At 64.0% G+C, this 24811-nt stretch carries 26 protein-coding genes; 6 read left to right on the forward strand and 20 right to left on the reverse strand.

Going from position 1 to position 24811, the window contains the following annotated elements:
- Nucleotides 1-228: 228 nt before the first annotated feature.
- The 7 genes from hflX to rlmE all read right to left on the reverse strand — a co-directional run bounded on the left by hflX (nt 229) and on the right by rlmE (nt 6826).
- The gene (gene hflX, locus ABE493_RS05430) at nt 229-1539 is read right to left on the reverse strand and encodes a ribosome rescue GTPase HflX (protein WP_346497942.1); all 1311 of its coding nucleotides are present in this window, start codon (nt 1537-1539) and stop codon (nt 229-231) included.
- Nucleotides 1540-1553: 14 nt separating this feature from the next.
- Nucleotides 1554-1841 (reverse strand): RNA chaperone Hfq, encoded by a 288-nt coding sequence (hfq, locus tag ABE493_RS05435; RefSeq protein WP_057628256.1) that lies wholly within the window; start codon nt 1839-1841, stop codon nt 1554-1556.
- A gap of 92 nt (nt 1842-1933) precedes the next feature.
- Nucleotides 1934-2887, reverse strand: coding sequence for a tRNA (adenosine(37)-N6)-dimethylallyltransferase MiaA (gene miaA / locus ABE493_RS05440; protein WP_346497943.1), 954 nt, complete (start codon nt 2885-2887; stop codon nt 1934-1936).
- Entirely contained in the window at nt 2887-3783 is an 897-nt protein-coding gene (gene folP / locus ABE493_RS05445) for a dihydropteroate synthase (protein WP_346497944.1), read from the reverse strand. The genes miaA and folP overlap by 1 nt, the downstream gene beginning before the upstream one ends.
- Before the next feature lie 123 nt (nt 3784-3906).
- Nucleotides 3907-4095 carry a hypothetical protein gene (locus ABE493_RS05450; protein ID WP_346497945.1) on the reverse strand — a complete coding sequence of 63 codons (189 nt, stop codon included), beginning with the start codon at nt 4093-4095 and terminating at the stop codon, nt 3907-3909.
- A 114-nt stretch (nt 4096-4209) separates the two neighbouring features.
- Nucleotides 4210-6135, reverse strand: coding sequence for an ATP-dependent zinc metalloprotease FtsH (gene ftsH / locus ABE493_RS05455; RefSeq protein WP_346497946.1), 1926 nt, complete (start codon nt 6133-6135; stop codon nt 4210-4212).
- Between the two features lie 58 nt (nt 6136-6193).
- Nucleotides 6194-6826 (reverse strand): 23S rRNA (uridine(2552)-2'-O)-methyltransferase RlmE, encoded by a 633-nt coding sequence (gene rlmE / locus ABE493_RS05460; RefSeq protein WP_346497947.1) that lies wholly within the window; start codon nt 6824-6826, stop codon nt 6194-6196.
- A 64-nt stretch (nt 6827-6890) separates the two neighbouring features.
- Here rlmE and yhbY point away from each other — a divergent pair, with 64 nt between their 5' ends.
- Together yhbY and ABE493_RS05470 are read left to right on the forward strand one after the other, a co-directional pair.
- A complete protein-coding gene (yhbY, locus tag ABE493_RS05465) occupies nt 6891-7196 on the forward strand; it encodes a ribosome assembly RNA-binding protein YhbY (RefSeq protein WP_057628262.1) in 306 nt (101 codons plus the stop codon).
- Nucleotides 7197-7212: 16 nt separating this feature from the next.
- Nucleotides 7213-7593: an Mth938-like domain-containing protein gene (locus ABE493_RS05470; RefSeq protein ID WP_346497948.1), complete on the forward strand. Its 381-nt coding sequence runs from the start codon at nt 7213-7215 to the stop codon at nt 7591-7593.
- Nucleotides 7594-8113: 520 nt separating this feature from the next.
- Here the strand turns inward: ABE493_RS05470 and ABE493_RS05475 are convergent.
- Genes ABE493_RS05475 through surE form a run of 4 tightly spaced genes read right to left on the reverse strand, consistent with a single transcriptional unit; the run spans nt 8114 to nt 10970 of the window.
- Nucleotides 8114-8887 (reverse strand): peptidoglycan DD-metalloendopeptidase family protein, encoded by a 774-nt coding sequence (locus tag ABE493_RS05475; RefSeq protein ID WP_346497949.1) that lies wholly within the window; start codon nt 8885-8887, stop codon nt 8114-8116.
- A complete protein-coding gene (locus ABE493_RS05480; protein ID WP_346497950.1) occupies nt 8884-9498 on the reverse strand; it encodes a YqaA family protein in 615 nt (204 codons plus the stop codon). The genes ABE493_RS05475 and ABE493_RS05480 overlap by 4 nt, the downstream gene beginning before the upstream one ends.
- 18 nt (nt 9499-9516) lie before the next feature.
- Nucleotides 9517-10194, reverse strand: coding sequence for a protein-L-isoaspartate(D-aspartate) O-methyltransferase (locus ABE493_RS05485; RefSeq protein WP_346497951.1), 678 nt, complete (start codon nt 10192-10194; stop codon nt 9517-9519).
- The gene (gene surE / locus ABE493_RS05490) at nt 10191-10970 is read right to left on the reverse strand and encodes a 5'/3'-nucleotidase SurE (protein WP_346497952.1); all 780 of its coding nucleotides are present in this window, start codon (nt 10968-10970) and stop codon (nt 10191-10193) included. The genes ABE493_RS05485 and surE overlap by 4 nt, the downstream gene beginning before the upstream one ends.
- Before the next feature lie 181 nt (nt 10971-11151).
- Between surE and ABE493_RS05495 the strand changes: the two genes are divergently transcribed.
- Nucleotides 11152-11691, forward strand: coding sequence for a Smr/MutS family protein (locus ABE493_RS05495; protein ID WP_346497953.1), 540 nt, complete (start codon nt 11152-11154; stop codon nt 11689-11691).
- Between the two features lie 173 nt (nt 11692-11864).
- On the opposite strand, the gene truD is transcribed toward ABE493_RS05495, so the two are convergent.
- The 7 genes from truD to ABE493_RS05530 form a co-directional block, all read right to left on the reverse strand.
- Nucleotides 11865-12956, reverse strand: a complete 1092-nt coding sequence (gene truD / locus ABE493_RS05500) for a tRNA pseudouridine(13) synthase TruD (protein ID WP_346497954.1) — start codon at nt 12954-12956, stop codon at nt 11865-11867.
- Complete coding sequence (ispF, locus tag ABE493_RS05505) at nt 12953-13453, reverse strand: 2-C-methyl-D-erythritol 2,4-cyclodiphosphate synthase (protein ID WP_346497955.1); 501 nt, start codon at nt 13451-13453, stop codon at nt 12953-12955. Before ispF ends, truD begins: the two co-directional genes overlap by 4 nt.
- Before the next feature lie 45 nt (nt 13454-13498).
- Complete coding sequence (gene ispD, locus ABE493_RS05510; RefSeq protein WP_430980719.1) at nt 13499-14197, reverse strand: 2-C-methyl-D-erythritol 4-phosphate cytidylyltransferase; 699 nt, start codon at nt 14195-14197, stop codon at nt 13499-13501.
- A complete protein-coding gene (gene ftsB / locus ABE493_RS05515) occupies nt 14194-14565 on the reverse strand; it encodes a cell division protein FtsB (RefSeq protein WP_346497956.1) in 372 nt (123 codons plus the stop codon). Before ftsB ends, ispD begins: the two co-directional genes overlap by 4 nt.
- A gap of 5 nt (nt 14566-14570) precedes the next feature.
- Nucleotides 14571-15863, reverse strand: a complete 1293-nt coding sequence (eno, locus tag ABE493_RS05520) for a phosphopyruvate hydratase (RefSeq protein WP_346497957.1) — start codon at nt 15861-15863, stop codon at nt 14571-14573.
- A gap of 386 nt (nt 15864-16249) precedes the next feature.
- Complete coding sequence (locus ABE493_RS05525; protein ID WP_346497958.1) at nt 16250-17914, reverse strand: CTP synthase; 1665 nt, start codon at nt 17912-17914, stop codon at nt 16250-16252.
- 130 nt (nt 17915-18044) lie between these two features.
- A complete protein-coding gene (locus ABE493_RS05530) occupies nt 18045-18296 on the reverse strand; it encodes a hypothetical protein (RefSeq protein ID WP_346497959.1) in 252 nt (83 codons plus the stop codon).
- A 157-nt stretch (nt 18297-18453) separates the two neighbouring features.
- On the opposite strand from ABE493_RS05530, the gene parE reads away from it, so the two are divergent.
- A complete protein-coding gene (gene parE, locus ABE493_RS05535; protein WP_346497960.1) occupies nt 18454-20343 on the forward strand; it encodes a DNA topoisomerase IV subunit B in 1890 nt (629 codons plus the stop codon).
- A gap of 238 nt (nt 20344-20581) precedes the next feature.
- Here parE and ABE493_RS05540 read toward each other — a convergent pair whose 3' ends face one another.
- Nucleotides 20582-21703 carry an inorganic phosphate transporter gene (locus ABE493_RS05540; protein WP_346497961.1) on the reverse strand — a complete coding sequence of 374 codons (1122 nt, stop codon included), beginning with the start codon at nt 21701-21703 and terminating at the stop codon, nt 20582-20584.
- 12 nt (nt 21704-21715) lie between these two features.
- Complete coding sequence (locus tag ABE493_RS05545) at nt 21716-22342, reverse strand: DUF47 domain-containing protein (protein WP_346497962.1); 627 nt, start codon at nt 22340-22342, stop codon at nt 21716-21718.
- A 273-nt stretch (nt 22343-22615) separates the two neighbouring features.
- Here ABE493_RS05545 and ABE493_RS05550 point away from each other — a divergent pair, with 273 nt between their 5' ends.
- Nucleotides 22616-23959 (forward strand): hemolysin family protein, encoded by a 1344-nt coding sequence (locus ABE493_RS05550; protein ID WP_346497963.1) that lies wholly within the window; start codon nt 22616-22618, stop codon nt 23957-23959.
- Nucleotides 23943-24617, forward strand: a complete 675-nt coding sequence (locus ABE493_RS05555; protein WP_346497964.1) for an exopolysaccharide biosynthesis protein — start codon at nt 23943-23945, stop codon at nt 24615-24617. The genes ABE493_RS05550 and ABE493_RS05555 overlap by 17 nt, the downstream gene beginning before the upstream one ends.
- Nucleotides 24618-24811: the final 194 nt, after the last annotated feature.

Below are 24811 nucleotides of genomic sequence, written 5' to 3' on the forward strand. Positions count from 1 at the left end.
GTAGCTGGGGGAACTGTGGGAGCGGCGTAAGCCGCGAAGCTGAGGGTGTGGGGATCGCAAGCAGTTTTGCCGCCTGACACTTTGCGAGCTTCGCGGCTTATGCCGCTCCCACAAACAAGCGGTTGATGCGGCCGCATTTTTTGCGAGTACTGCCAGAGCTGGAACAAGACAGCCGGCCAATGGCCGGCTGTCTTTCCCCTCATCAGCTCAACCGGCAAGTTGCCGATCTCACCACTCGGGCAGCTTTTCCGGCAACAGCGGTTTGATCACCGCGCCTTCTTCGCTGGCAGCCAGCTTCTCGGCCTCGGCGATCGGAATGTCCACTTCGATCAGCCAGCCGTCTTCGTCAGCCTGTTCACTGCGGATGACTTCCAACTGGTGCAGGCGTGCGCGCAGGCGGCCCGCACTGGGCGGCAAACGCACGCTGCCGGTGACATGCTGCAGGCCCAGGCGTTTGCCGAGCACGGACTGCAGCAATTCCAGCCCACGGCCGTCGCGCGCGGAAACCCACACCCGCTCTCGCCGTGATTCATCCGGTACGCCGTCTTGTGCATCGTGGCGCACTTCGGCACCTTCGATACGATCGATCTTGTTGAACACCAGCAGCTGCGGCAAGTCGCCCGCACCTACGGCTTCCAGAACCTCATCGACCTGGGCGATGCGCTCTTCACGCAGCGGATCGGCGGCATCGACAAGATGCAGCAGGAAATCCGCTTCGCGCGCTTCGGACAGCGTCGAGCGGAATGCCGCCACCAGATCATGCGGCAGGTTGCGCACGAAGCCGACGGTATCGGCCAGCATCGCATTGCCGCCCGGCAAGCTGATCCGCCGCACGGTCGGGTCCAGTGTGGCGAACAACTGGTCGGCGGCGTAGGCCTCGGCACCGGTCAAGGCATTGAACAACGTGGACTTGCCGGCATTGGTGTAGCCGACCAACGCGATACGCGGCATTTCGCTGCGGACCCGCGCACGGCGCATCTGGGTGCGCTGTACCTCCACCTTTTCCAGGCGTTTCTGCAACTGCTCGACCCGCTTCTGCAGCAGGCGGCGGTCGGTTTCCAGCTGGGTTTCACCCGGGCCACGCAAACCGATGGAACCACCGCGCTGACGCTCAAGATGGGTCCAGCCGCGCACCAGCCGGGTGGCCATATGCCGCAGCTGGGCCAGCTCGACCTGCAGCTTGCCCTCGTGGCTGTGCGCCCGCTGGGCGAAGATATCCAGGATCAGACCGGTGCGATCGATCACGCGCCGCTCCAGGTAGCGCTCAAGGTTGCGCTCCTGCACCGGGCTGAGTTGATGATTGACCAGCACCAGATCGGCACCGGTGGCATCGGCCGCAGCTTTTACCTCTTCCAGCTTGCCGCTGCCAATCAGGGTGGAAGGATTGGGCCGGTCCATGCGCGCGCTTATCGTCGCGGCGATGGTTGCCCCGGCCGAACGTGCCAGATCGGTGAATTCTTCCAGCACATCTTCTTCCAGCCGGCCAACATGCGGCTGGATCAACAGCGCATGTTCGCCCTTTTTAGAGCGATCAAACATGCGCCGCCACCTGCTTATTCGTTGTCGTTGTCAATTTCGTCATCAGCTGCTTGGCTTCCATCACCCGATTGCACGTAACCACCACCCGGCCCCACGCGCACATTGCGCGCCGGCACCACCGTGGAAATAGCGTGCTTGTAGACCATCTGGCTGACGGTGTTACGCAGCAGCACCACAAACTGATCGAACGATTCGATCGTGCCCTGCAACTTGATGCCATTCACCAGGTAGACCGAAACCGGCACGCGCTCACGGCGCAACGCATTCAGAAACGGATCCTGCAAAGACTGCCCCTTGGACATCGTCTACTCCTCGTTATTGTTTTTATGAACCGGACTGATGGCGGCGTCCCCTGCCCGCCCGGAACCCTGATGGTACACCGGCAGGCGCTCGCTCAGCCTTCCAGAAAGCGGGAAACCGCGTTCCGCACACCAGACATGTCCCGAACCGGGTCAAACCAGCGCGCATCCAGCTCGCCGCGCAGCCAGGTGATCTGCCGTTTGGCCAACTGGCGGGTGGCAAACACGCCCTTGTCGCGGAATTCAGCGGCACTGCCCTGGCCGTCCAGGAACTGCCAGGCCTGCCGGTAACCGACCGCGCGTACCGCCGGCAGGTCCAGTGGAGCGGCTACAGCCGCCATCTGCGGCAATGCCCGCAGGGCCCGCACCTCGTCCAGGAAGCCGCGCTCCAGCATCAGGTCGAAGCGGCGCTCGATACGCTGGTGCAGCACCGCGCGCTCGGCCGGGGCCAGCACCAGTTTCAGCACCCGCGCCGGCAGCCGCGCGATGCCCGGCAATGCCTGCCAATAGCTGATCGGCTTGCCGGTCAGGCGGTACACCTCCAGCGCCCGCTGGATGCGCTGCGGGTCGGTGGCATGGATGCGCGCGGCAGCCACCGGGTCCAGCTGCGCCAACTGGGCATGCAGGGCCGGCCAACCGCAGATCTCGGCCTCGGCGGCAATCGCTGCGCGCGTGGCCGGGTCCGCCTCCGGCATTGGCGACAGGCCCTGCAGCAAGGCACGGAAATACAGGCCGGTACCGCCGGCCAGTATCGGCAATTTGCCGCGCGCGACAATGTCACGCACTGCCGCCGTTGCATCGGCAGAAAACTCGGCAGCCGAATACGTCTGCCAGGGGTCACGCAGGTCCAGCAGATGGTGGGGAATGCCATCCTGCTCGGCGGCATCCGGCTTGGCCGCACCTATCTCCAGGCCACGGTAGACCAGTGCCGAATCGACGCTGACGATCTCACCGTCATAAGCCTTGGCCAAGGCAATGGCCGCCGCGGTCTTGCCCGAAGCGGTAGGCCCCATCAGGGCGATGGCCAATGGCCGCTGATCGGCGCCCATCACTCCTCGTCCGGCCAGCGCGGCATGGCAGGTCTGTCGGCGCGCGGCGCCGGTACCGCAGCCACGGCCGCCAGCACCTTGAGCGCATCCACGGTTGCAGCCACGTCATGCACACGCACCATCATCGCGCCGTTCTGCACCGCCAGCAGATGTGCCGCCAGCGAGCCGGCTACGCGTTCGGCAGCCAGCGCACGGCCGGTGACATCGCCGATGCAGCGCTTGCGCGAAAAGCCCGCCAGCAGCGGCGCGCCCAGGCTGTTCAAACGCGCCTGCGCCGCCAGCAAGGCGAAATTCTGCGCGGTGTCCTTGTTGAAGCCATAGCCCGGGTCGAGCAGCAGCCGCTTGCGCCCGATGCCTGCCATTTCGGCGGCAAAGATGCGCTCGGCGAGGAAGCGCTGCACATCCCCGGCGATATCGACATAGCTGTTTGCAACACCGGCGTCGTAAGGCCCGCCAACCGCGTGCATCAACACTACCGCCGCGTTGGAGGCCGCAACCACCTCCAGTGCACCGGGCTGCTGCAGGGCCTGCACGTCGTTGATCATGTGCGCACCGGCAGCGAGCGCAGCGCGCATCACCTCGGGCTTGAAGGTGTCCACGCTCAACGGCACCGGCACCCGCGCAGCCAGGGCTTCGATCACCGGCACAACCCGATCGATTTCCTCCTGCACCGACACCGGGCTTGCGCCGGGACGGGTGGATTCCCCGCCGATGTCGAGCAGGTCGGCCCCCTGCTCCACCAGCGCCAACGCATGCGCAACGGCTGTCGCGGTATCGGCATGCTGGCCGCCATCGGAAAACGAATCCGGGGTGACATTGACGATGCCCATTACCTGCGGCCGATCCAGCCGAAGCGTCAGGCCGCCGCATTCCAGGGTGGGGACAACATCAAACATGGGCGCTCCTGCGGACTGCAATTACACCTGGCCCAAGCCGCCACAAGCGGGGCTCAAACGGCGTTGTATCAGGGATCGTGGGCCGCCCGACGGGCAGCGGCGAGGCAAATGGCGGCCAGCGTGTCACGGCTTGTTGCGGGCGCGGATGCGGCTGCCGATCAGGCTCAGGATCACCCCCAGCACCACGCCGATGAAGATGCCGGCCAGGAAATTATCGGTCTTCACCCCGAAGCCGACGCCGGCAACGGTGGCGATGATCATTTCCGGCACATTGGCCGAGGGTGCCTTGGGCGGCGGCGGGGAAGCATTCATGGGACTGGGCCTGGAAAAACCAACATGCCGCTATTCTCGCCCAGCACGCTGGCTGGCGCATAAAAAAACGGGCCGGAAAACCGGCCCGTTTTTCATCGACTCAAGACGACTGCCTCAGTGCTGGCCGGCAGGATCGGTGATCGGCGCCACCGGCTGCGGGGCGTCGCCACCCTTGCCATCGTCGGCGCTGTCATTGTTACCGCCCTTGTCCACCCAACCGGCCGGCGGCGAAGGCTTGCGACCTTCCATGATCGCCTTGACCTGCTCGGCGTCGATGGTTTCCCAATCCAGCAGCGCGGCCGTCATTGCTTCTACGATATGGCGCTTCTCGTCCAGGATCCTGTAGGCAACGTTGTACTGCTCGTCCAGGATGCGACGGATCTCCGCGTCCACCTTCTGCTGGGTGGCCTCGGAAATGGTCTTGCTGTGCATGCCATAGCCGCCTTCTTCATCGGCGTAGACCATGATGCCCAACACATCGGACATGCCGTACTTGGTGACCATGGCACGGGCCAGCTTGGTCGCGCGCTCGAAGTCGTTGGAGGCACCGGTCGACATCTCGCCGACGAAGATCTCCTCGGCGATGCGGCCACCGAACAGGATCGCCAGCTCTTCCAGCATGCGCTCCTTGTACTTGCTGATGTGGTCATGCTCCGGCAGCTGCCAGGTCAGACCCAGGGCCCAACCGCGCGGCATGATGGTGACCTTGTGCACCGGATCGGCCTTGGGCAGCGACATGGCGACAACAGCGTGGCCGGACTCGTGATAAGCGGTATTGCGACGCTCTTCCTCACGCATGACCATGCTGCGGCGCTCAGGACCCATGTAGATCTTGTCCTTGGCGTCCTCGAAGTCCTTCATGTCGACTTCCTGCTTGTTGCGACGAGCCGCAAACAGGGCGCCTTCATTGATCAGGTTGGCCAGATCGGCACCGGAGAAACCCGGGGTACCGCGTGCCAGCACTTCCGGACGCACGTCATCGGCGGCCGGCACCTTGCGCAGGTGCACGCGCAGGATCTGCTCGCGGCCCTTGATGTCCGGCAAGCCGACCATCACCTGGCGGTCGAAACGGCCCGGACGCAGCAGCGCCTTGTCCAGCACGTCGGGACGGTTGGTGGCGGCGATCACGATCACGCCCTCACCGCCCTCGAAGCCGTCCATCTCGACCAGCATCTGGTTCAGGGTCTGCTCGCGCTCATCGTGGCCACCGCCGGTGCCCGAGCCGCGATGACGGCCCACGGCATCGATTTCATCGATGAAGATGATGCACGGCGCATGCTTCTTGGCCTGCTCGAACATGTCGCGCACGCGGCTGGCACCGACGCCGACGAACATCTCGACGAAGTCCGAACCGGAGATCGCGAAGAACGGTACCTTGGCCTCGCCGGCAATGGCGCGCGCCAGCAAGGTTTTACCGGTACCCGGCGGACCGACCATCAACACGCCGCGCGGAATCTTGCCGCCCAGCTTGGTGAACCTGGAAGGGTCACGCAGGAACTCGACCAGCTCGCCGACTTCTTCCTTGGCCTCGTCGCAACCGGCGACGTCGGCAAAGGTGACCTTGATCTGGTCTTCGCCCTGTAGCTTGGCGCGGGATTTACCGAAGGACATCGCGCCCTTGGCACCACCGCCACCGCCCTGCATCTGCCGCATCATGAAGATCCAGAAACCGATCAGCAGCAATACCGGCAGAAACTGCAGCACGATGCCCCAGAAACTCGGGCCAGCCGGTTCCTGGCGCACCACCTCAACATTCTTAGATAGCAACTGATCCAGCAACTTCGGATCAGCTGGGGTGTAAAGCATGCCGTCGGAACCATCAGCACGTTTGAAACGCAGATGGTTGGTGGTCAGCGTGGTCTTGTCGGTGTACTCGACCGACTTGATCCGGCCTGCATCCACTTCCTGCAGGAACTGCGCGTAATTGCGGGCATCGCCAGTAGCCGCTGCGCCGCTGCGCGGGGCAAAGCTCTGGAACACCACCATCAGCACGACGGCGACAACCACCCACAACAGGAGGTTCTTGGTCAGGTCGTTCATCCTCATCGGCTCCGGTGTCCCTCTAGATACTAAATACTGAAAAGTCGTATGGCTGAGCTTACTTTATCTGGGTGCGCTTGCTCAGCCCGAGGGCATAAACCTCGGATGAACGCTTGCGTGAAGCGTCCGGCTTGCGAATGGCGACTTTGTCGTAACGACGGCGCATTTCACGCACGTAGTCATCAAAGCCGACGCCCTGGAACAACTTGATCAGGAACGCCCCACCCGGCTTGAGATGGTTGTCGGCAAAATCCATCGCCAACTCCGCCAGGTGCATCATCCGCGGCTGGTCAACCGCATCCATACCACTCTTATTGGGGGCCATATCCGACAGCACAAGGTCTACCGGTACATTGCCGAGCATGGCTTCAAACTGCGATAGAACGTCTTGTTCCCTGAAGTCACCGTGAAGGAACTCCACGCCAGCCAGTGGCGGCATTTCCAGGATATCCAGCGCCAATACCCGGCCGGTATCACCCATCTGCCTGCGCACCTGCTGTGACCAGCCACCCGGGGCGGCGCCCAGATCGACCACCACCATATGCGGCTTCAGCAGCCGGTCACGCTCCAGCAGCTCCTCCAGTTTGTAGGCCGCGCGCGAGCGCATGCCCTCCTTCTGGGCCTTTTTCACAAAAGGATCGGAGAAGTGTTCTTTCAGCCAGCGCTGGCTACTTTTGCTACGGGAAGGCATTGGCAATGGGGCTCACAGGGGTGGTCATGATACCCTGAACCCCCTTGATTACCTGTAGTCCTGCATGTCTATCGTCCTGACCTCGGCCCAGAACCGATTCCTGCGCGGCATTGCGCATGACCTGAAAGCACTGCTGCAAATCGGTGGCAAAGGGGTCACCCCGGCCTTTTTGGCCGAGCTGGACGAGGTGCTGGAGCGCCACGAGCTGGTCAAGGTCAAGGTGGCTGCAGAAGATCGTGAAGCGCGCGACGCCCTGATCGACGAAATGGTCCAGGCCAGCGCTTCGGCCCTGGTGCAGCGCATCGGCCACGTCGCCGTGCTCTACCGCCCGGCCAAGGAAAAGCGCCAGATCGTTCTGCCGCGCGGCTGATCGCCGAGGAGTACCCATGCAGTTCAGTCGCGAGCTTCCTGATTACATCTATTCCCTGCGTTCAGCCGATGGCCGCCACGCGCAGGTGAACGAGCGCGCGCTGAGCCGCAGCTTCATCCTTTCGCCGAACAACTTGATCGAAGACTGGCCCGTTGCGTCGGTCGCCGAGTTGAGCGCCGAACACCTGGCACCAGCACTGGATCAGAATCCGGCGCTGGTGATCCTGGGTACGGGTGAAAAGCAGATTTTCCCGCCCGCCGCGATCATGGCAGCCTGCCTGACCCGCGGCATCGGCATCGAGGTGATGAACAACGCCTCGGCTGCGCGCACGTACAACGTGCTGGCCGGCGAAAACCGCCGCGTGGTGATGGCCATCATTCTGGAAAGCGGCCAGTAGAGCGCAGCCATGCTGCGCTGTGGCATTACCGTGCCTGGCTTTTGTGGGAGCGGCATAAGCCGCGAAGCCCATGCTCCGCCAGGTCGCAGGCAAACCAGAAAGTAAATGCTGATCCGTAGTGCCGAGCCATGCTCGGCAGGGGCCTTGCTCGCAAGGCGTCGGACAGATCACCGGCTTTGCGGCTTATGCCTTTCCTGCAAGTATGCGGGTTTGCTGGGAAAGCCCTTGCCGAGCATGGCTCGGCACTACTGGTGCGGGTTGGCTGGGAAAGCCTTGCGGAGCATGGCTCGGCACTACCGGTGCAGGTTGGCTGGGAAAGCCCTTGCCGAGCATGGCTCGGCACTACCGGTGCGGGTTTGCTGGGAAAGCCCCTGCCGAGCATGGCTCGGCGCTACCGGTGCGGGTTGGCTGGGAAGGCCTCTGCCGAGCATGGCTCGGCACTACCGGTGCGGGTTGGCTGGGAAGGCCTTTGGCGAGCGTGGCTCGGCACTACCTGCCGAGCGTTGGCCGGCGCAACCAGCTATTTTTTCGGCAGATAGATCAACGGATCGACCGGCTTGCCGTTGTAACGGATCTCGAAATGCAGCATGTCGCGTGAAGTGCCGGTGCGGCCCATCTCGGCGATCTGGTCGCCAGCCTTCACGCTCTGCCCTTCGTTGACCAGGCGCTTGCGGTTGTGACCGTAGGCCGACAGCCATTGGTCGTTGTGCTTGATGATGATCAGCTCACCGTAGCCAACCAGCCCCGCGCCGGAATACACCACCACACCCGGGCCGGCGGCTCGCACGGCCTGGCCGCTGCTGCCTGCGATATCCACGCCCTGCTTGGTGGCTTCACCGGCCACGAAACGGCCCACCAGCGCGCCCTCGGCCGGCCAGCGCCAGACGATACCGCTGTTGACCGGGGTAGCCGTCGCTGGCGGTGGCGTTGCCGGCCGGGTCGGGGTCGTCGTAGAGCCGCCTGTCGCTGGCCGACTGGCCGTGGCACCGCCCGGATACAGCCGCAGCGCCTGCCCCGGATAGATCGTGTAGGGCTCGGACAGGCCATTCCACGCGGCAAGATCACGCGGGGTGATGTTGTTGATCCGGGCGATACCAAACAGGGTATCGCCACGACGGACAACCGCAGTCTGGCCAGGTTTGGCCACCGAGGTTCGCGGCGTGGTCGAGGTGGACGAACCGGAGCTGCCGCCCGAAGGTTTGACTACCGTGGCGGTGCCGCAGGCGGCCAATGAGACCACCGCCAACACAGCCAGTGCCCTGCCCAATCCCTTGCCCAACATCAATGCATTCATGCGAATTTAGCCCTCCAGACCAACCACGCCACCAGGCCCACCACCAATGCGGTGGCGATCCAGCCCAACGGCTCAATCCAGCGTCGTAACCGTTCGGCCGCCTTTGCGCCGCCGAAGCGGATCACCGCCGCCAACAAATAAACCCGCTTGCCACGCCCGACCAGCATGCTCAGCACATATTGCGGGAGCGGCACGCCGACGATACCCGAGGCCCATGTGAAGACCTTCATCGGAATGGGCATGAAACCGCCCAACACCAGGAAGGTGAACACCGCCCACGGCGACTCCGCCATCTTTGCCTGCAGGGTAGCGATGCCGCCTTCAATCGCCGGCAACATGCCCATGGCTTCGAATACCGGCTTCAAGACCTCGAAGGCGTAATGACCCAGCGCATAGCCCACCATCGCGCCGGCCATGGAACCGGCCAGGCTCAGCGTTGCAAAGCGCCAGCCCTTGCGCGGCTGCGCCACGCACATCGGCATCAACATCACCTCCGGCATCACCGGGAAGATGATGGCCTCGATGAAACTGAGCACGGTCAAATAGGTTGGCGCGCGCTCGTTGGCGGCCCAGACCATGGCACGGTCGTATAACGGCCCGAAAATCTTCATTCAGTGAGTAGTCCTGTCTCAGTCAAGCATGCCGGGCAACAGCGGCACGAAGCTCACCGGTGCCAGCTCTTCCTGGGCAATGGTGCCATCAGCGAGCCGGGTCAGTTGCAACAGCACCTGTCCGCCGGGCCCGCCAACAGGCGCAACCAGCCGGCCGCCCACGGCCAGCTGTTCGATCAAGGCATCGACCAGGGCCGGCGCTGCTGCGGTCACCACGATGGCGTCATAGGGGCCATGTTCGGGCCAGCCAACACGGCCGTCGTCATGCTTGGTACGGATGTTCATGCCCAGGTGGCGGAAGCGCTTGCGCGCCTGCCGCAGCAGGTCGCCGATGCGCTCGACCGTGAACACCTCCAGCCCCAGCGCAGCCAGAATGGCCGCCTGGTAACCCGAGCCGGTGCCCACTTCCAGCACCTTCTTCGGTGCGACCGCGAGCACTACCTCGGTCATCCGTGCCACGACCCAGGGCTGGGAGATGGTCTGGCCATGGCCAATCGGCAAGGCGGTGTCTTCATAGGCACGCGACGCCAGCGCCTCATCGATGAACAGATGCCGTGGCACCACACGCACGGCATTGAGCGTGGTCTCGTCGGCGATGCCCACTTCGCGCAGGCGGTCCACCAGGCGGTCACGTACCCGTTGCGAGGTCATGCCGATACCTACGGCCTCCGGCTGCAGGCGCATCCGCGCCGTCATTCCGGCTGCCCCAGGGTGTCGGTCAGCCCGCCTACCCAGCTGGCGACCTTTTCCAGTGCCGAGTAGCGGGTCAGGTCCACCTGGATCGGGGTGATCGAAATATGGCCGGTACGCACGGCGTGGAAATCGGTGCCGGGGCCGGCGTCCTGCTCGCTGCCAGCCGGGCCGATCCAGTACACGGTATTGCCGCGCGGATCGGTGGCCGGAATGCAGGCTTCGGCGCGGTGACGGTTGCCCAGCCGGGTAACCTCGAAACCGCGGATTTCTTCCCACGGCAGGTCGGGCACATTGACGTTGAGAATGGTGTCGGCGGGCAGCGGATCGGCGATCAGCCGGGACACGATCTCTACCGCGGCGCGGGCAGCGGTGCGGAAATTCCTTGCTTCGTGCTTGTGCGTGACCAGCGACACCGCCACCGATGGCAGGCCGAGGTGGCGCCCTTCCATCGCTGCCGACACCGTGCCCGAATAGATCACATCGTCGCCCAGGTTGGCGGCGTTGTTGATCCCGGAGACAACAATATCGGGCTCGTATTCGAGCATGCCGGTCAGCGCCAGATGCACGCAGTCGGTGGGTGTGCCCGCTACCGAACAGGTGTAGTGATCTATGCGGCGCAGACGTACCGGCTGATCCAGCGTGAGTGAGTTGGAGGCACCGGAACGGTCACGGTCCGGCGCCACCACGGTGACTTCATGTCCGGCGTTGCGAAGCTCCTCGGCCAACATCTTGATGCCCGGGGCGTCCACACCATCGTCATTTGATACAAGTACGCGCATTAAAGGCCTGGGTTACTGGATCAACACGCGGCGCTCCCACTCAGCGCCGCAATCGCCGGAACCCCCGGTTAGTACATCACCGGGACGGACCGACCTGAGCGGCCATGATACCGGAATGCACCATGCCACTTTCCACCCCCACAGGGCTTGCCTGCGACTGCGCGCACGTTACGCTGTGCAAATGTCGTACCCAGATGATGAAGATGACGCCGCACTGTTCCGCTCGGCCATTGGCGAAGTGACGCCAATGCGCCCGGTGGAGCCGCCGGCTGCGGTCAAACCACGCCCCAAGCCGCGCGCGCGCATGGCAGAACAGGATGAATCCGAGGCTTTGGGCGAATTTGCCCGCCTGTTACGTTCCAGCAAGCCACTGGAAGCCGGCGACACCGCCAGCTACCGGCGCGACAACCTGCCACCGCAGATGTTTCAACGGCTCAAGCGCGGCCAGTATTCGGTGCAGGACGAACTGGACCTGCATGGCGCCACCGTCGTGCAGGCGGAAAACCTGCTGCGCCAGTTCCTGCTGGAAGCGCGCGCGCATGAACATGGCTGCGTGCGCATCATCCATGGCAAGGGGCTGCAGTCCGATGGCGGCGCACCGGTGCTGAAGAACCTGGTCGACCGCATGCTGCGCCAGCGCAACGATGTGCTGGCCTTTCATTCGGCGCCGCCCACCCAGGGCGGCACCGGCGCGGTACTGGTGCTGTTGACCAATCGCTGAGCCGCCCGCGCGGCCAGCCATTACCGTTCACTTGAACCAGGGCAACCTTCCCGTCGCCGTAGCCCGGGTAAGCGCACCCGGGGCTGTCCGCGCGACATGTTGAAGTAACACTGGCTGCCAGCTTCCTTCCCGGGTGCGCTTGCGCTTACCCGGGCTACGGTTTGGTCAGACGCTTATTCGGCGGCGTCTTCTGCGCTGGGCACTTCGGTTTCAGTCGGCGCAACGCCCGCAATTTCATTGCGGCTTGCATCAGTCACTTCGCCCAGTTCGTGCAGCACTGCGGTGGCATAGCAACCCGGCGGCAATGCGAACGACACTTCCAGCACGTCGTCTGCCAGCCACTGGTGCTGCATCAGCGACGGTTTCAACCGCAGCGAGCGGCGCTCCTGCTTGAGCCCGGCCTGTTCCAGCCCGGCACGCAGCGCCAACGCCTGCTCATCGGCCAACGCTTCATCTTCCACCGCACGCGCGGCATCGGTAGCACGCAGCTCACCAACGCCCCACAACGGCGCGCTGGGATGAATGTCGAAACGACCCAGCCGCTCGGCCAGCACCTCGTTCATTGGCTCGGGGCCGAATACCGAACGACTGCCATCCAGCATCCACACCTCGCCTTCCAACGCGGTGTCCCAGTTGCCCTGCTCCACGCGCGCGGCAAGCACCCGGTTGAACAAAGCCGAGCGCGCGGCGGACAGCAGCATCGAGCGCTGATCCTTGCGCACCCGACGGCCCGCAAACATCTGCAATACAGCCGGCACATTGCCACCGTCACGGCCAAAGCGCTGCTCGCCAAACCAGTTCGGCAGGCCGCGTGCAGCGACGATCTGCAGACGCTCTTCGATTGCCGCCTTGTCGCCCTGCACATTGCGCAGCACCAGCTTGAAACGGTTACCCGCCAATGCCCCGCGCTGCAGCTTGCGGTTGTGCCAGGTCGAGGCCAGCACGTGCAGCTCATCCGACTCCAGCAGCGCCAGGTCCGGCGCGACGCGCTTGGGCAGGTGCACGCTGAAACGCTGCGTGGTCACCGCATGCCGATCTTTCTGCCCGGCATAGCTGACGCCCATTTCCGGCACGCCAGCCCACTGCGCCAACTGCTTGGCAATGGCCACGGTATTGGCACCGCGCTTGCGGATGTCCAGCAGCAGGTGTTCACCCTCGCCGGTCGCTTCGAAAGCCGGAATTTCATCCACCTGGAAATCTTCCGGCACGCTGCGCATTGCCGCCGTCAGCACCGGCTCGCCAAAGGCCAAAGGCAGCGCGTTCATGCGGCCACCAACAAGGCCACGGCCTGCGCGGCTATGCCTTCTTCGCGGCCGGTGAAGCCCAGTTTCTCACTGGTGGTGGCCTTGACGCTGACCCGATCCAGCTCGATCTCCAACAGCTGCGCCACCGTCTGGCGCATCGCCAGCGCGTGCGGGCCGACCTTGGGCCGCTCACAGATCACGGTGATATCGACATTGCCGACCTGCCAGCCACGTTCGCGCAGCAATTCATTGCAGTGGGTGACAAAGCGGCTGCTGTCCGCGCCTTTCCAGCGATCATCGGAGGGCGGGAAATGCACGCCGATATCGCCCAGCGCCAGCGCGCCGAGCATGGCATCGCACAACGCATGCAAAGCCACATCGCCATCGCTATGGGCAAGCACGCCGCGGCTGTGCGGCACGCGCACGCCAGCCAACATGATGTGGTCGCCCTCACCGAAGGCGTGCACGTCATAGCCCTGGCCGATACGGATGGGAGGGAAGGAAACAGAAGAGTTCATGGCAATACTTCTTGGCAGAGCCGACGCCAACGCGCCGGCAAGGGATCAGCTGCCGCGCCGCGACAGCTCGAATTCAAAACGGGCCAGATCGGCCGGGGTGGTGACCTTGAAATTGCTTTCGGCGCCTTCGATCAGCAACGGGCGCACGCCCTGCCGCTCCATCGCCATCGCTTCGTCGGTGACATCAACACCGGCCGCAGCGGCCTCTTGCAAAGCGCGGGTGAGCTGATGGCGGCGGAACAACTGCGGGGTCAGTGCGCGCCACAGGCGTTCACGCGGCTCGGTGCGGTCAATGCCGCCATCATCGCCGGCACGCTTGAGCGTATCGCGCACAGGTGCGGCAAGAATGCCGCCGACCGGGTCCGCACGCCCCACTTCCAGCAGACGGCTCAGATCGGTGGCAGCCAGATTTGGCCGCGCCGCATCGTGGACCAGCACGAAGTCATCGGCACGCACGCTGTCCGGCAGCGCCTGCAAACCCGCCAATACCGACGCCGCGCGGGTGGCGCCACCCACGCTGGTCAGCACCGGCTTGTCGGCAAACGAGGTCCAGCCCGGCCAATCGGCATCGTTCTCGGCAATGGCCACCATCACCCCGGCGACGCCGGGATGGGCAAGCAGCGATTGCAGCGCATGTGCGAGCAGCGGCTCGCCGTCGGCCAACAGATATTGCTTGGGCACCGGGCCGCCGAAACGCGCACCACGCCCGGCCGCAGGCACTACGGCCCAGGTCTGCACGATCACGGCACGTTCTCCGGCGGCGATTGTTGATTGCCCTGCCCGGCCGGCGTCGATGTTGCCGGCGCCGGCGCGGCGGGAGCCGCAACCGGAGCGTTTTCGACGACACGATAGAACTTCTCACCGGGCTTGATCATGCCCAGTTCGCTGCGCGCACGCTCTTCGATGGCAGCTTCGCCATCCTTGAGGTCCTGGACTTCGGCGGCCAGGGAATCATTGCGCTGCTGCAGACCGTCGTTGTCACGCTTCTGGTTGGCCACCTGCGCCTCGAGCATCATCACTTCGCCCGAGTTGCCCTGGCCAAACCAGAAGCGGTACTGCAGCAACGCCAGCAGTACCGCCAGCACCAGCAGCAGCCAGCGCCAATTACGCATGACGATCAGCGCTTGAGCGAGACAAACGCGTCACGACCGGCGTAGCGCGCGCCGCTACCGAGGGCTTCCTCGATGCGCAGCAGCTGGTTGTACTTGGCCACGCGATCGCTGCGGCACAGCGAGCCGGTCTTGATCTGGGTGGCGGTGGTGGCCACGGCGATGTCGGCGATGGTGGTGTCTTCGGTTTCGCCCGAACGGTGCGAGACCACGGCCGCATAACCGGCCTTGTCGGCCATGGCGATGGCTTCCAGGGTCTCGGTCAGGGTGCCGATCTGGTTGACCTTGATCAGGATGGCGTTGGCGGTGCCCGACTCGATGCCTTCGGCAAAGATCTTCGGGTTGGTGACGAACAGATCGTCGCCCACCAGCTGTACCTTGTTGCCGATGCGCTGGGTCAGCAGCTTCCAACCGGCCCAGTCGTTCTCGGCCAGGCCGTCTTCGATGCTGATGATCGGGTACTGCGCGGCCCAGTCGGCCAGGAAGTCGACGAACTGGTCGGAGGTCAGGCGCTTGTTCTCGCCTACCAGGTTGTACTTGCCGTTCTCGTAGAACTCGCTGGAAGCCACGTCCAGACCCAGCAGGACATCTTCGCCAGCGTTGTAGCCGGCCTTGCCGATGGCTTCCAAGATGGTGTCCAGGGCTTCGACGTTGCTGCGGAAGTCCGGCGCGAAGCCGCCTTCATCGCCCACCGCGGTGCTCAGGCCGTGGCTCTTCAGCACCGACTTCAGCGCGTGGAAGATTTCGGTGCCGGCGCGCAGCGACTCGCTGAACGAGCTGAAGCCGACCGGCAGGACCATGAATTCCTGGAAATCGACGTTGTTATCGGCATGCGCGCCGCCGTTGATGATGTTCATCATCGGCACCGGCAGCGACGGGGTGGCACCGGTCTTGGCGGCCAGGTACTGCCACAGCGCCTGCTTCTTGGAAGCGGCGACCGCGTGGGCAGCGGCCATGGAAACACCGAGCAGCGCATTGGCGCCCAGGCGACCCTTGTTCTCGGTACCGTCCAGATCGATCAGGCGGCGGTCCAGGCCCTGCTGGTCTTCGGCATTGAAGCCGGCCAGCGCGGTGGCGATGGCACCGTTGACGTTGTTTACGGCGTTGCGCACGCCCTTGCCCAGGTAACGGGTCTTGTCGCCATCGCGCAGTTCCACAGCCTCCTTGGTACCGGTCGAAGCACCGGACGGCACGGCGGCGCGGCCGAACGAGCCGTCAGTCAGGGTGACTTCGGCTTCCAGCGTGGGGTTGCCACGGCTGTCGAGGATTTCACGGGCGTGGATCTTGGCGATGTTGGTCATGTCTGGGGGCTAGGCTCGTTTGGGTGAGTCTGTTATCGACGGGAAACACAAAAACCAGCCGGGAGTTTAAACGAAGCGCAGGCTGGCGCGGCCGTTGCTTTCGCCTGAAAGCGGCGTGGGCCACTGAAACGGACAAGGCCCGCACGGGGCGGGCCTTGTTTGGGGGCGCCTTGCCCTTCCCCCTGCGGGAGAAAGTGCCCGAAGGGCGGATGAGGGTAAGGAGAGCGAAGCTCGCTTCCATTCATGCGCTACGGGTAAGGCCCCTTGCCGAGCATGGCTCGGCACTACAGTTCATTGCCCTGGGAAAGCCCTTGCCGAGCATGGCTCGGCACTACAGTTCATTTCCTTGGGAAAGCCCTTGCCGAGCATGGCTCGGCACTACCTTTTCAGGCACGGGCTTCCTGCAGCAGCTTGCCGCCGGCCTTCTTCTCGCGTGCGGCGCGGATGAAGCCGATGAACAGCGGGTGGCCGCCACGCGGGGTCGACAGGAACTCCGGGTGCGCCTGGCAGGCCAGGAACCAGGGGTGCTGGTCACGCGGCAGTTCAACCACTTCCACCAGGGTGTCATCCATCGACTTGCCGGCAATCACCAGACCCGCATCTTCCAGCTGGGTGCGGTAGCGGTTGTTGAACTCGTAACGGTGGCGGTGACGCTCGGACACCACGTCCTTGCCATATAGCTCGCGGGCAAGGGTGCCCGGCTTCAGGCGCTGCTCCTGCAGGCCCAGGCGCATGGTGCCGCCCAGGTCGGACTTCTCGTCACGCTTCTCGACCTCACCGGTGGCGGTACGCCATTCAGTGATCAGACCGATCACCGGGTTCGGCGACTGGCGGTCGTTCTCGGTGCTGTTGGCGCCTTCCAGACCAGCCACGTGGCGGGCGAAATCCACCACAGCCGCCTGCATGCCGTAGCAGATGCCGAAGTACGGCACCTTCTGCTCGCGGGCGTACTGCGAGGTCAGTACCTTGCCTTCGAAACCACGGTCACCGAAGCCGCCCGGCACCAGGATGCCGTCCACGCCATCCAGCGCAGACAGGCCGGATTCTTCCAGCTCCTGCGCTTCCAGCCACTTCAGGTTGACCTTGGTGCGCTGGCGCAGGCCGCCGTGCTTGAGCGCTTCGCCCACCGACTTGTAGGCGTCCTGGTGATCGACGTACTTGCCGACCACGGCGATGGTCACTTCATCCAGCGGGTGCAGCGCTGCATCCAGCACGGCTTCCCATTCGGACAGATCGGCCGGACCGGCCTTGTCGCCCAGCTTGAGCTGGCTGACCACGATCTCGTCCAGGCCCTGCTCATGCAGGCCCATCGGCACGCGGTACAGCACCTCAACGTCCGGCACGCTGATCACGGCGCGCTCGGAAACGTTGGTGAACAGTGAAATCTTGCGGCGCTCCGAATCCGGAATGGCCTGCTCGGAACGGCACAGCAGCACGTCCGGCTGGATGCCGATCGAGCGCAGTTCCTTGACCGAGTGCTGGGTCGGCTTGGTCTTCAGCTCGCCGGCGGCCGCGATGTACGGCACCAGGGTGAGGTGCATGAACAGCGCCTTCTCCGGGCCGCGCTCGGTACGCACCTGGCGGATGGCCTCCAGGAACGGCAGCGACTCGATATCGCCAACGGTGCCGCCGATTTCCACCAGCGCCACGTCGAAACCTTCGGTGGCCTCGTCGATGCAGCGGCGGATTTCGTCGGTGATATGCGGGATGACCTGCACGGTGGCGCCCAGGTAATCACCACGGCGCTCCTTGCGGATCACGTTTTCGTAGATGCGCCCGGTGGTCACCGAATTCTTGCGGCTCAGGCGGTTATGTACGAAACGCTCGTAATGACCCAGGTCCAGGTCGGTCTCGGCACCGTCGTCGGTGACATAGACCTCGCCATGCTGGAAGGGGCTCATCGTGCCTGGATCGACGTTGATGTACGGATCCAGCTTCATCATGGTGACCTTCAGGCCACGCGCCTCGAGAATCGAGGCCAGGGACGCGGCTGCAATGCCCTTGCCTAGCGAGGACACCACACCACCGGTAACAAAAATAAGGGGGGTCACGGCTCACTGCCTCCCGGAAAGCCCTAGTTTAAAGGTTGTCGCCAAAACACCCAAGCACTGGATGCGGCGGATTAAAAAAAAGACGCCCCGGCCTGCGCCGGGGCGTCCTTGAAACTCAGGAAAAACCGCGTCAGCGACGGCGACGGGCTTCCTCTTCCTCTTCTTCACGCGGCGCCGGCTGGTCAGCCTTGGCCTTGTCCTGGGCAGCCGCAGCCGCGCGACGCTTGGCCTTCTGCTCGGCCTCGCTCTGCGCCTTGTCGACCGGGGCGGCCTGCGCGGACTCGGCAGCCTTGTCCTTGTCGGCGCTCTGCGCCATTACCAAGGGAATGGCGGCAACCGCTGCAACAGCAACACCCAGGGCCAGCAATTTTGACGTTTTCATCCAAAACCTCCTCGGCTTGCCCCACCTGAAATGGCGGGCATGTTTGGCAATGTGCATAGGATACCGCGCCCCAGCTGCCCCTGCCCTGAATGCCCCGCGTGCAAAAATCGCCGCCAGACCGCAAACTCGCACGTCGATTTGCGCCCTACCGAGATCCATGAACGCCCGTTACAACGCCGCTGACATCGAAGTCCTCTCCGGCCTGGACCCGGTCAAACGCCGTCCTGGCATGTATACCGACACTGCCCGCCCGAACCATCTGGCGCAGGAAGTGATCGACAACTCGGTCGATGAGGCCCTGGCTGGCCACGCCAAAACCGTGGAGGTCACCCTGTTCAAGGACGGCAGCTGCGAGGTCAGCGATGACGGCCGCGGCATGCCGGTGGACATCCACCCGGAAGAAAAGATCCCGGGCGTCGAACTGATCCTGACCCGGCTGCACGCCGGCGGCAAGTTCAACAACCGCAACTACACCTTCTCCGGCGGCCTGCACGGCGTTGGCGTGTCGGTGGTCAATGCCCTGTCCACGCTGGTGGAGATCCACATCCGCCGCGACGGCAGCGAGCACCGCATCACCTTCCGCGATGGCGACCGCGCCAGCCCGCTGGAAGTGGTCGGCAGCGTCGGCAAGAAGAACACCGGCACCCGCCTGCGCTTCTGGGCCGACCCCAAATATTTCGACACGCCCAAGTTCAACGTGCGTGCGTTGCGCCACCTGCTGCGCGCCAAGGCCGTGCTGTGCCCGGGCCTGACCGTCAAGCTGACCGACGAAGCCACCGGCGAAGTCGACACCTGGTATTACGAAGACGGCCTGCGCGACTACCTGAAGGCCGAGCTGGGCGAGCGCGAGATGCTGCCCGCCGACCTGTTCTACGGCTCGCTGAAGAAGGAAACCGAGATTGTTGACTGGGCCGTGGCCTGGCTGCCGGAAGGCGAGCTGGTGCAGGAAAGCTACGTCAACCTGATCCCCACCGCCCAGCACGGCACCCATGCCAACGGCCTGCGTACCGGCCTGACCGAGGCGCTGCGCGAGTTCTGCGACTTCCGCAACCTGCTGCCGCGCGGCGTCAAGCTGGCCCCGGAAGATGTCTGGGACCGGGTGTCCTTCGTGTTGTCGCTGAAGATGACCGACCCGCAGTTCAGCGGCCAGACCAAGGAGCGCTTGTCTTCGCGCCAGGCCGCCGGCTTTGTCGAAGGCGCCGCGCACGACGCCTTCAGCCTGCTGCTGAACCAGAACGTGGAGCTGGGCGAGAAGATCGCGCAGATCGCCATCGAGCGTGCCAGCGCCCGCTTGAAGACCGAAAAACTGGTCACCCGCAAGAAAGTCACCCAGGGCCCGGCCCTGCCCGGCAAGCTGGCCGACTGCATCAGCCAGGACCTGTCGCGCACCGAGCTGTTCCTGGTCGAGGGTGACTCGGCAGGCGGGAGCGCAAAGCAGGCCCGCGACAAGGATTTCCAGGCCATCCTGCCGCTGCGCGGCAAGATCCTGAACACCTGGGAAGTCGCCTCCGGCAGCGTGCTGGCCTCTGAAGAAGTCCACAACCTGGCCATCGCAATTGGTTGTGACCCGGGCAAGGACGATCTGTCCGGCCTGCGTTACGGCAAGGTGGTGATCCTGGCCGACGCCGACTCCGACGGCCTGCACATCGCCACCCTGCTGGCGGCGCTGTTCCTGCGCCATTTCCCGTCGCTGGTGGATGCTGGCCACGTGTTTGTGGCGATGCCGCCGCTGTTCCGCGTCGACGTGGGCAAGCAGGTGTTCTACGCACTGGACGAAGAAGAGAAGCGCTCGCTGCTGGACAAGATCGAGCGCGAGAAGATCCGCGGCCAGGTCAGCGTCACCCGCTTCAAGGGCCTGGGCGAGATGAATCCCTCGCAGCTGCGCGAATCCACCATCCACCCGGATACCCGCCGCCTGGTGCAGCTGACCGTGGACGACAGCGAGCAGACCTCGGCGCTGATGGACATGCTGCTGGCCAAGAAGCGCGCACCGGACCGCAAGGGCTGGCTGGAGAGCAAGGGCGATCTGGCTTCGCTGGAAGCCTGATCCCCGGCATTGCCTTGCAGCGAAAGCCCGCCCTGACCGGCGGGCTTTTTTGTTGGCAGCCCGGCTTTTGTAGGAGCGGCGTAAGCCGCGAAGCTGACAATGCTGTCGAGCCAGTCATCTCCGCAATCTGATGGCTTATCTGCTTCGCGGCTTACGTCGCTCCTACAAACAGCTCTGCTCGCAACAAAAAACCCGCCATCGCTGGCGGGTTTTTATCTGCAGACTGGAAACCGATGACTCAGTTCCAACCCACCATTTCAAACAGACGCAGGATCAGGTAAGCACAACCACCTGCCGCCGGGATCGTCAGGATCCAGGCCCACAGGATGCGCTCGATCACGCCCAGGCGCAGCGACTTGGGGTTCTTGGCGAAGCCAACGCCCATGATCGCGGTGGAGATGCTGTGCGTGGTCGAGACCGGCATGCCGAAGTGCGCAGCCAGGGTCAGGATGGTGGCCGAGCTGGTCTCCGCGGCAAAGCCGTGAATCGGGTGCAGCTTGACCATCTTGTGGCCCAGGGTCTTGATGATCTTCCAGCCACCCGAAGCGGTACCGGCAGCCATCACCACCGCACAGGTCAACACGATCCACATGGCGATGCCGCCACCGGCATTGGCATCGGGATGCATGAAGGCCAGCCAGGACGGCAGGTCATTCAATGCACCGGTAGCCTCGGCGCCGATCAAGGTCATGGCGATGATGCCCATGGTCTTCTGCGCATCGTTGTGGCCGTGGGCGAAGCCCATATAGGCCGCCGACACGATCTGCGCCTTGCCGAAGAAGGCGTTGACCCAGCGCGGACGGGCCAGACGGCCCAATACGCCGCCGACGCGCGCCATGCCCGCGATGATCGCCCACAACAGGCACATCACCACGATACCGAGCAGGAAGCCGGCGATCGGCGAGGTGATCATCGGCACGAACACCTTCCACAACAGGCCCTTGTTCTGCGCCCAGTTGCCAAGGTTCTGCGACCAGATCAGCGCATCCCAGTTGTTGTGCGCAGCGGCCAGACCAGCGCCGCACAGGCCACCAATCAAGGCGTGCGAGGACGAGGACGGCAGGCCTTTCCACCAGGTGATCAGGTTCCAGACAATGCCGCCAAGCAAGGCGCACAGAATCACCTGCGGGGTCACTTCGACCACGTCGGTGTTGAGCAGACCGTTGGCGATGGTCAGCGCGACGGCGGTACCGGTGAGCGCGCCGATCAGGTTCATGAAAGCGGCCAGCATCACCGCCCAACCGGGCGACAGGACCTTGGTTGCCACCACGGTGGCAATAGAGTTGGCGGTGTCGTGAAAGCCGTTGATGAACTCGAAGACGAGCGCGGCGAAAATCACCACCAGGACGAGGGTGAGCATTGAGCGTCCCCGTCAGCTGTTCTTGAGCACGATCTGGTAGGCCACCACACCGGCTTCGCGGCAACGGTCGATGGCCTTTTCCAGGATCTCGAAGAATTCCTTGAGCAGGAACATCTGCAGATTGTCCAAGCGACCGGAGTAGATGTCGCGGTACAGCTCAAGCATCAGGCGATCAGCCTCGTTCTCCAGCGAACGCAGCTTTTCGTTGAGCGCGGTCATGCGGTCCAGATTCATGTGGCGCAGGTCATTGACCATCTCCACCACCACACCGGCGGCCTGCTCCAGCATTGCTGCGCGCGGGGCGAAGTCGATCTGCTCCAGATGCTGCACGGCCAGCGAGTAGCGGTCGGCGAACTTCTCGATCTGCTTGGGAATCTTGTACAGCGCCGAACCCAGCGCTTCGATGTCCTCGCGCTCGATCGGCGTCATGAAGCTGTCAACCAACGCCTGGCTGATCTTGTCCGAGGCGGCGCGCTCGCGCAGACGAGCGAGCTTGAACGCATCCAGCGCCGGCTGACGATCGGCCTCGCGCATCATGCTGTGCAGTGCCTTGGCACCGTCATAGGCGGCCTGCGCGGCCTCGTCGAGGTAGGTATAAAACTGCTTGCCGGAGCCAAAGATGGTCTGCAACGAAAACATGGGGAGCCTATTCGCCGTCGCGGGAGGGACGGCACCAGGGGCGAATTATGACGGCTAGATGGCATTCAGGGTATTCCCAGCGTCTTTTTTAAACCTGAAATGTGAACAGCCGGCCGTACCCGTGGCCCGGTGGTTTGCTAATATCCCCCAGCGCCCTCGCGGCGCACCCTATGGAAGACGACCCTAATCCCCCGCCACAGCGCCGGATCCCGCCCCTGAGCGGCCGCCGCCGCAAGCACCCTCCCTCCCTGTCACCAACCCGGGGAGAGACCCGTGTTTGAATTTTTCATCGTACTGGCCTTGATTCTGCTCAACGGCTTCTTTGCCATGTCCGAGATGTCGGTCATGACCTCCCGCAAGAGCCGCCTGAAACAGCTGGCCGGCTCGAGCAAGCGCGCCGCGCGCGCCCTGGCCCTGTCCGAGAAGCCCGAGAACTTCCTGTCCACGGTGCAGATCGGCATCACCCTGATCGGCATCCTGACTGGCGTTTACGGCGGCGATGCGATCGGTGGCGCCATTGCCCAGCAGCTGCAGGCCCTGTTCCCGGCTTTGTCGGCCAATTTCTCGCTGTTTGGCGCGGTGCAGCCCTGGTCGGACTTCCTCGGCAAGACCCTGGCCGTGGCCCTGATCACCTACCTGACGCTGATCTTCGGCGAACTGGTGCCCAAGCGCGTCGCCCTGACCCGCTCGGAAGACATCGCCGGCATCGTCGCCGTGCCGATGAGCTGGCTGGCCCGTATTGCCGCCCCCGGCGTCTGGCTGCTGTCGCACTCCACCCGCCTGGTGCTGCGCCTGCTCGGCCTGGGCAAGACCGAATCGGCCTCGGTCAGTGAAGAGGAAATCCGCATGCTGGTGGCCGAAAGCCACGAACAGGGCGTGATCGACAGCCACGAGCGCGACATGATGAACCGCGTCATGCGCCTGGGCGACCGCACCGCCGACAGCCTAATGACGCCACGCAACCGTATCGCCTGGCTGGACACCAACGCCGATCCGGAAAAGAACCTGCAGGCCATGCGGGACCACGCCTTCTCGCGCTACCCGGTTTACCGCGGCAACGACCAGGACATCGCCGGCATTCTTGAGGTCAAGAGCCTGGTCACCCGCATCAGCGGCGGCAGCCACAACCTGTTCGAGAACCTGCGCGAGACCCTGTACGTCTCCGAATCCACCCACGCGATGAAGCTGCTGGAGATCTTCCGCGAGGAGCACCAGTCGATGGCGCTGGTGGTGGACGAATACGGCGAAATCCAGGGCCTGGTAACGATTTCGGACCTGATGGGCGCCGTGGTCGGCCGCCTGCAGGCCACCGAGAACAGCGACGATGACGCCTTGGTCGTCACCCGCGAAGACGGCTCGTTGCTGGTTGACGGCTCGCTGCCGGTGGATGACCTGCAGGAGCTGATGAACGGCGCGGAATTGCCCGATGCCGAAGAAGGCGATTACTACACGCTGGCCGGCATGTGCATGCACTACTTCGGCCGCATTCCGCACGCAGGTGAACATTTCGACTGGGCCGGCTGGCGCATCGAGATCATCGACCTGGACGGCGCCCGCATCGACAAGCTGCTGTTGTGCAGGCTGCCGGAAGAAGACGCCGATGACATCACCGGTTGAGCCGGACGGCGCCGCACCTGACGGCGCCACCACAGCGGCCGGCGGTTACCGCAATGAAGGCATCCGCACGCTGCTGGCAATGTTTGAGCGCGGCGACCCGGACGAACACCTGCCACTGGGCAAGGTCCTGCAAGGGCTGGAACAAAGTGCGTTCGGCGTGTTCCTGTTCATTGCCATCCTGCCCGCCTTCATCCCGATCCCGGGCATAGGCGGCGCGGTAAGCAGCCCGTTGGTGTTCCTGATCGGCAGCCAATTGTTGTTCGGCATGTCACGGCCGTGGCTACCGGGCTTCATCGCCCGCCGCGGCCCCAAACGCAGCACCGTGCACAGGTTTCTCGGCAAGATCAGCCGACCGCTGCAGCGGCTGGACCGCATGCTGAAGCCGCGTCTGCAGGCCCTGATAGTGCCGCTGCCGGCGCGCATGCTCACTGGCGTGCTGCTATTGCTGGTCGGGCTGCTGCTCTCGCTGCCGATCCCGTTCACCAATTACCTGTTCGGCTTCCAGCTGCTGTTGTTCGCACTTGCACTGCTGGAACGTGATGGCGCGCTGATGCTGTTCAACTGGATAGCGGCAATCGCCGCCGGGCTGTTCTTCGGCTTCGGCTCAGGCCAGCTGATCACCGAAAGCATCGCCCTCGCCCAGCGCTGGCTGAACTGACGTAGTGCCGAGCCATGCTCGGCAGAGGCCCCACCGGCAATGCCCCAGCAGCGTAGTGCCGAGCCATGCTCGGCAGAGGCTTTCCCGGCGACACCCCCAGCGACACATCAACCTTGTAGGAGCGGCGTCAGCCGCGAAGCAGAGGGTCGATCAGATTGCATTGCCACGGGTGATTTCAATGCCATCGGCTTCGC

This window comes from Stenotrophomonas terrae (assembly GCF_039674165.1).
GTDB lineage: Bacteria > Pseudomonadota > Gammaproteobacteria > Xanthomonadales > Xanthomonadaceae > Stenotrophomonas > Stenotrophomonas terrae_A.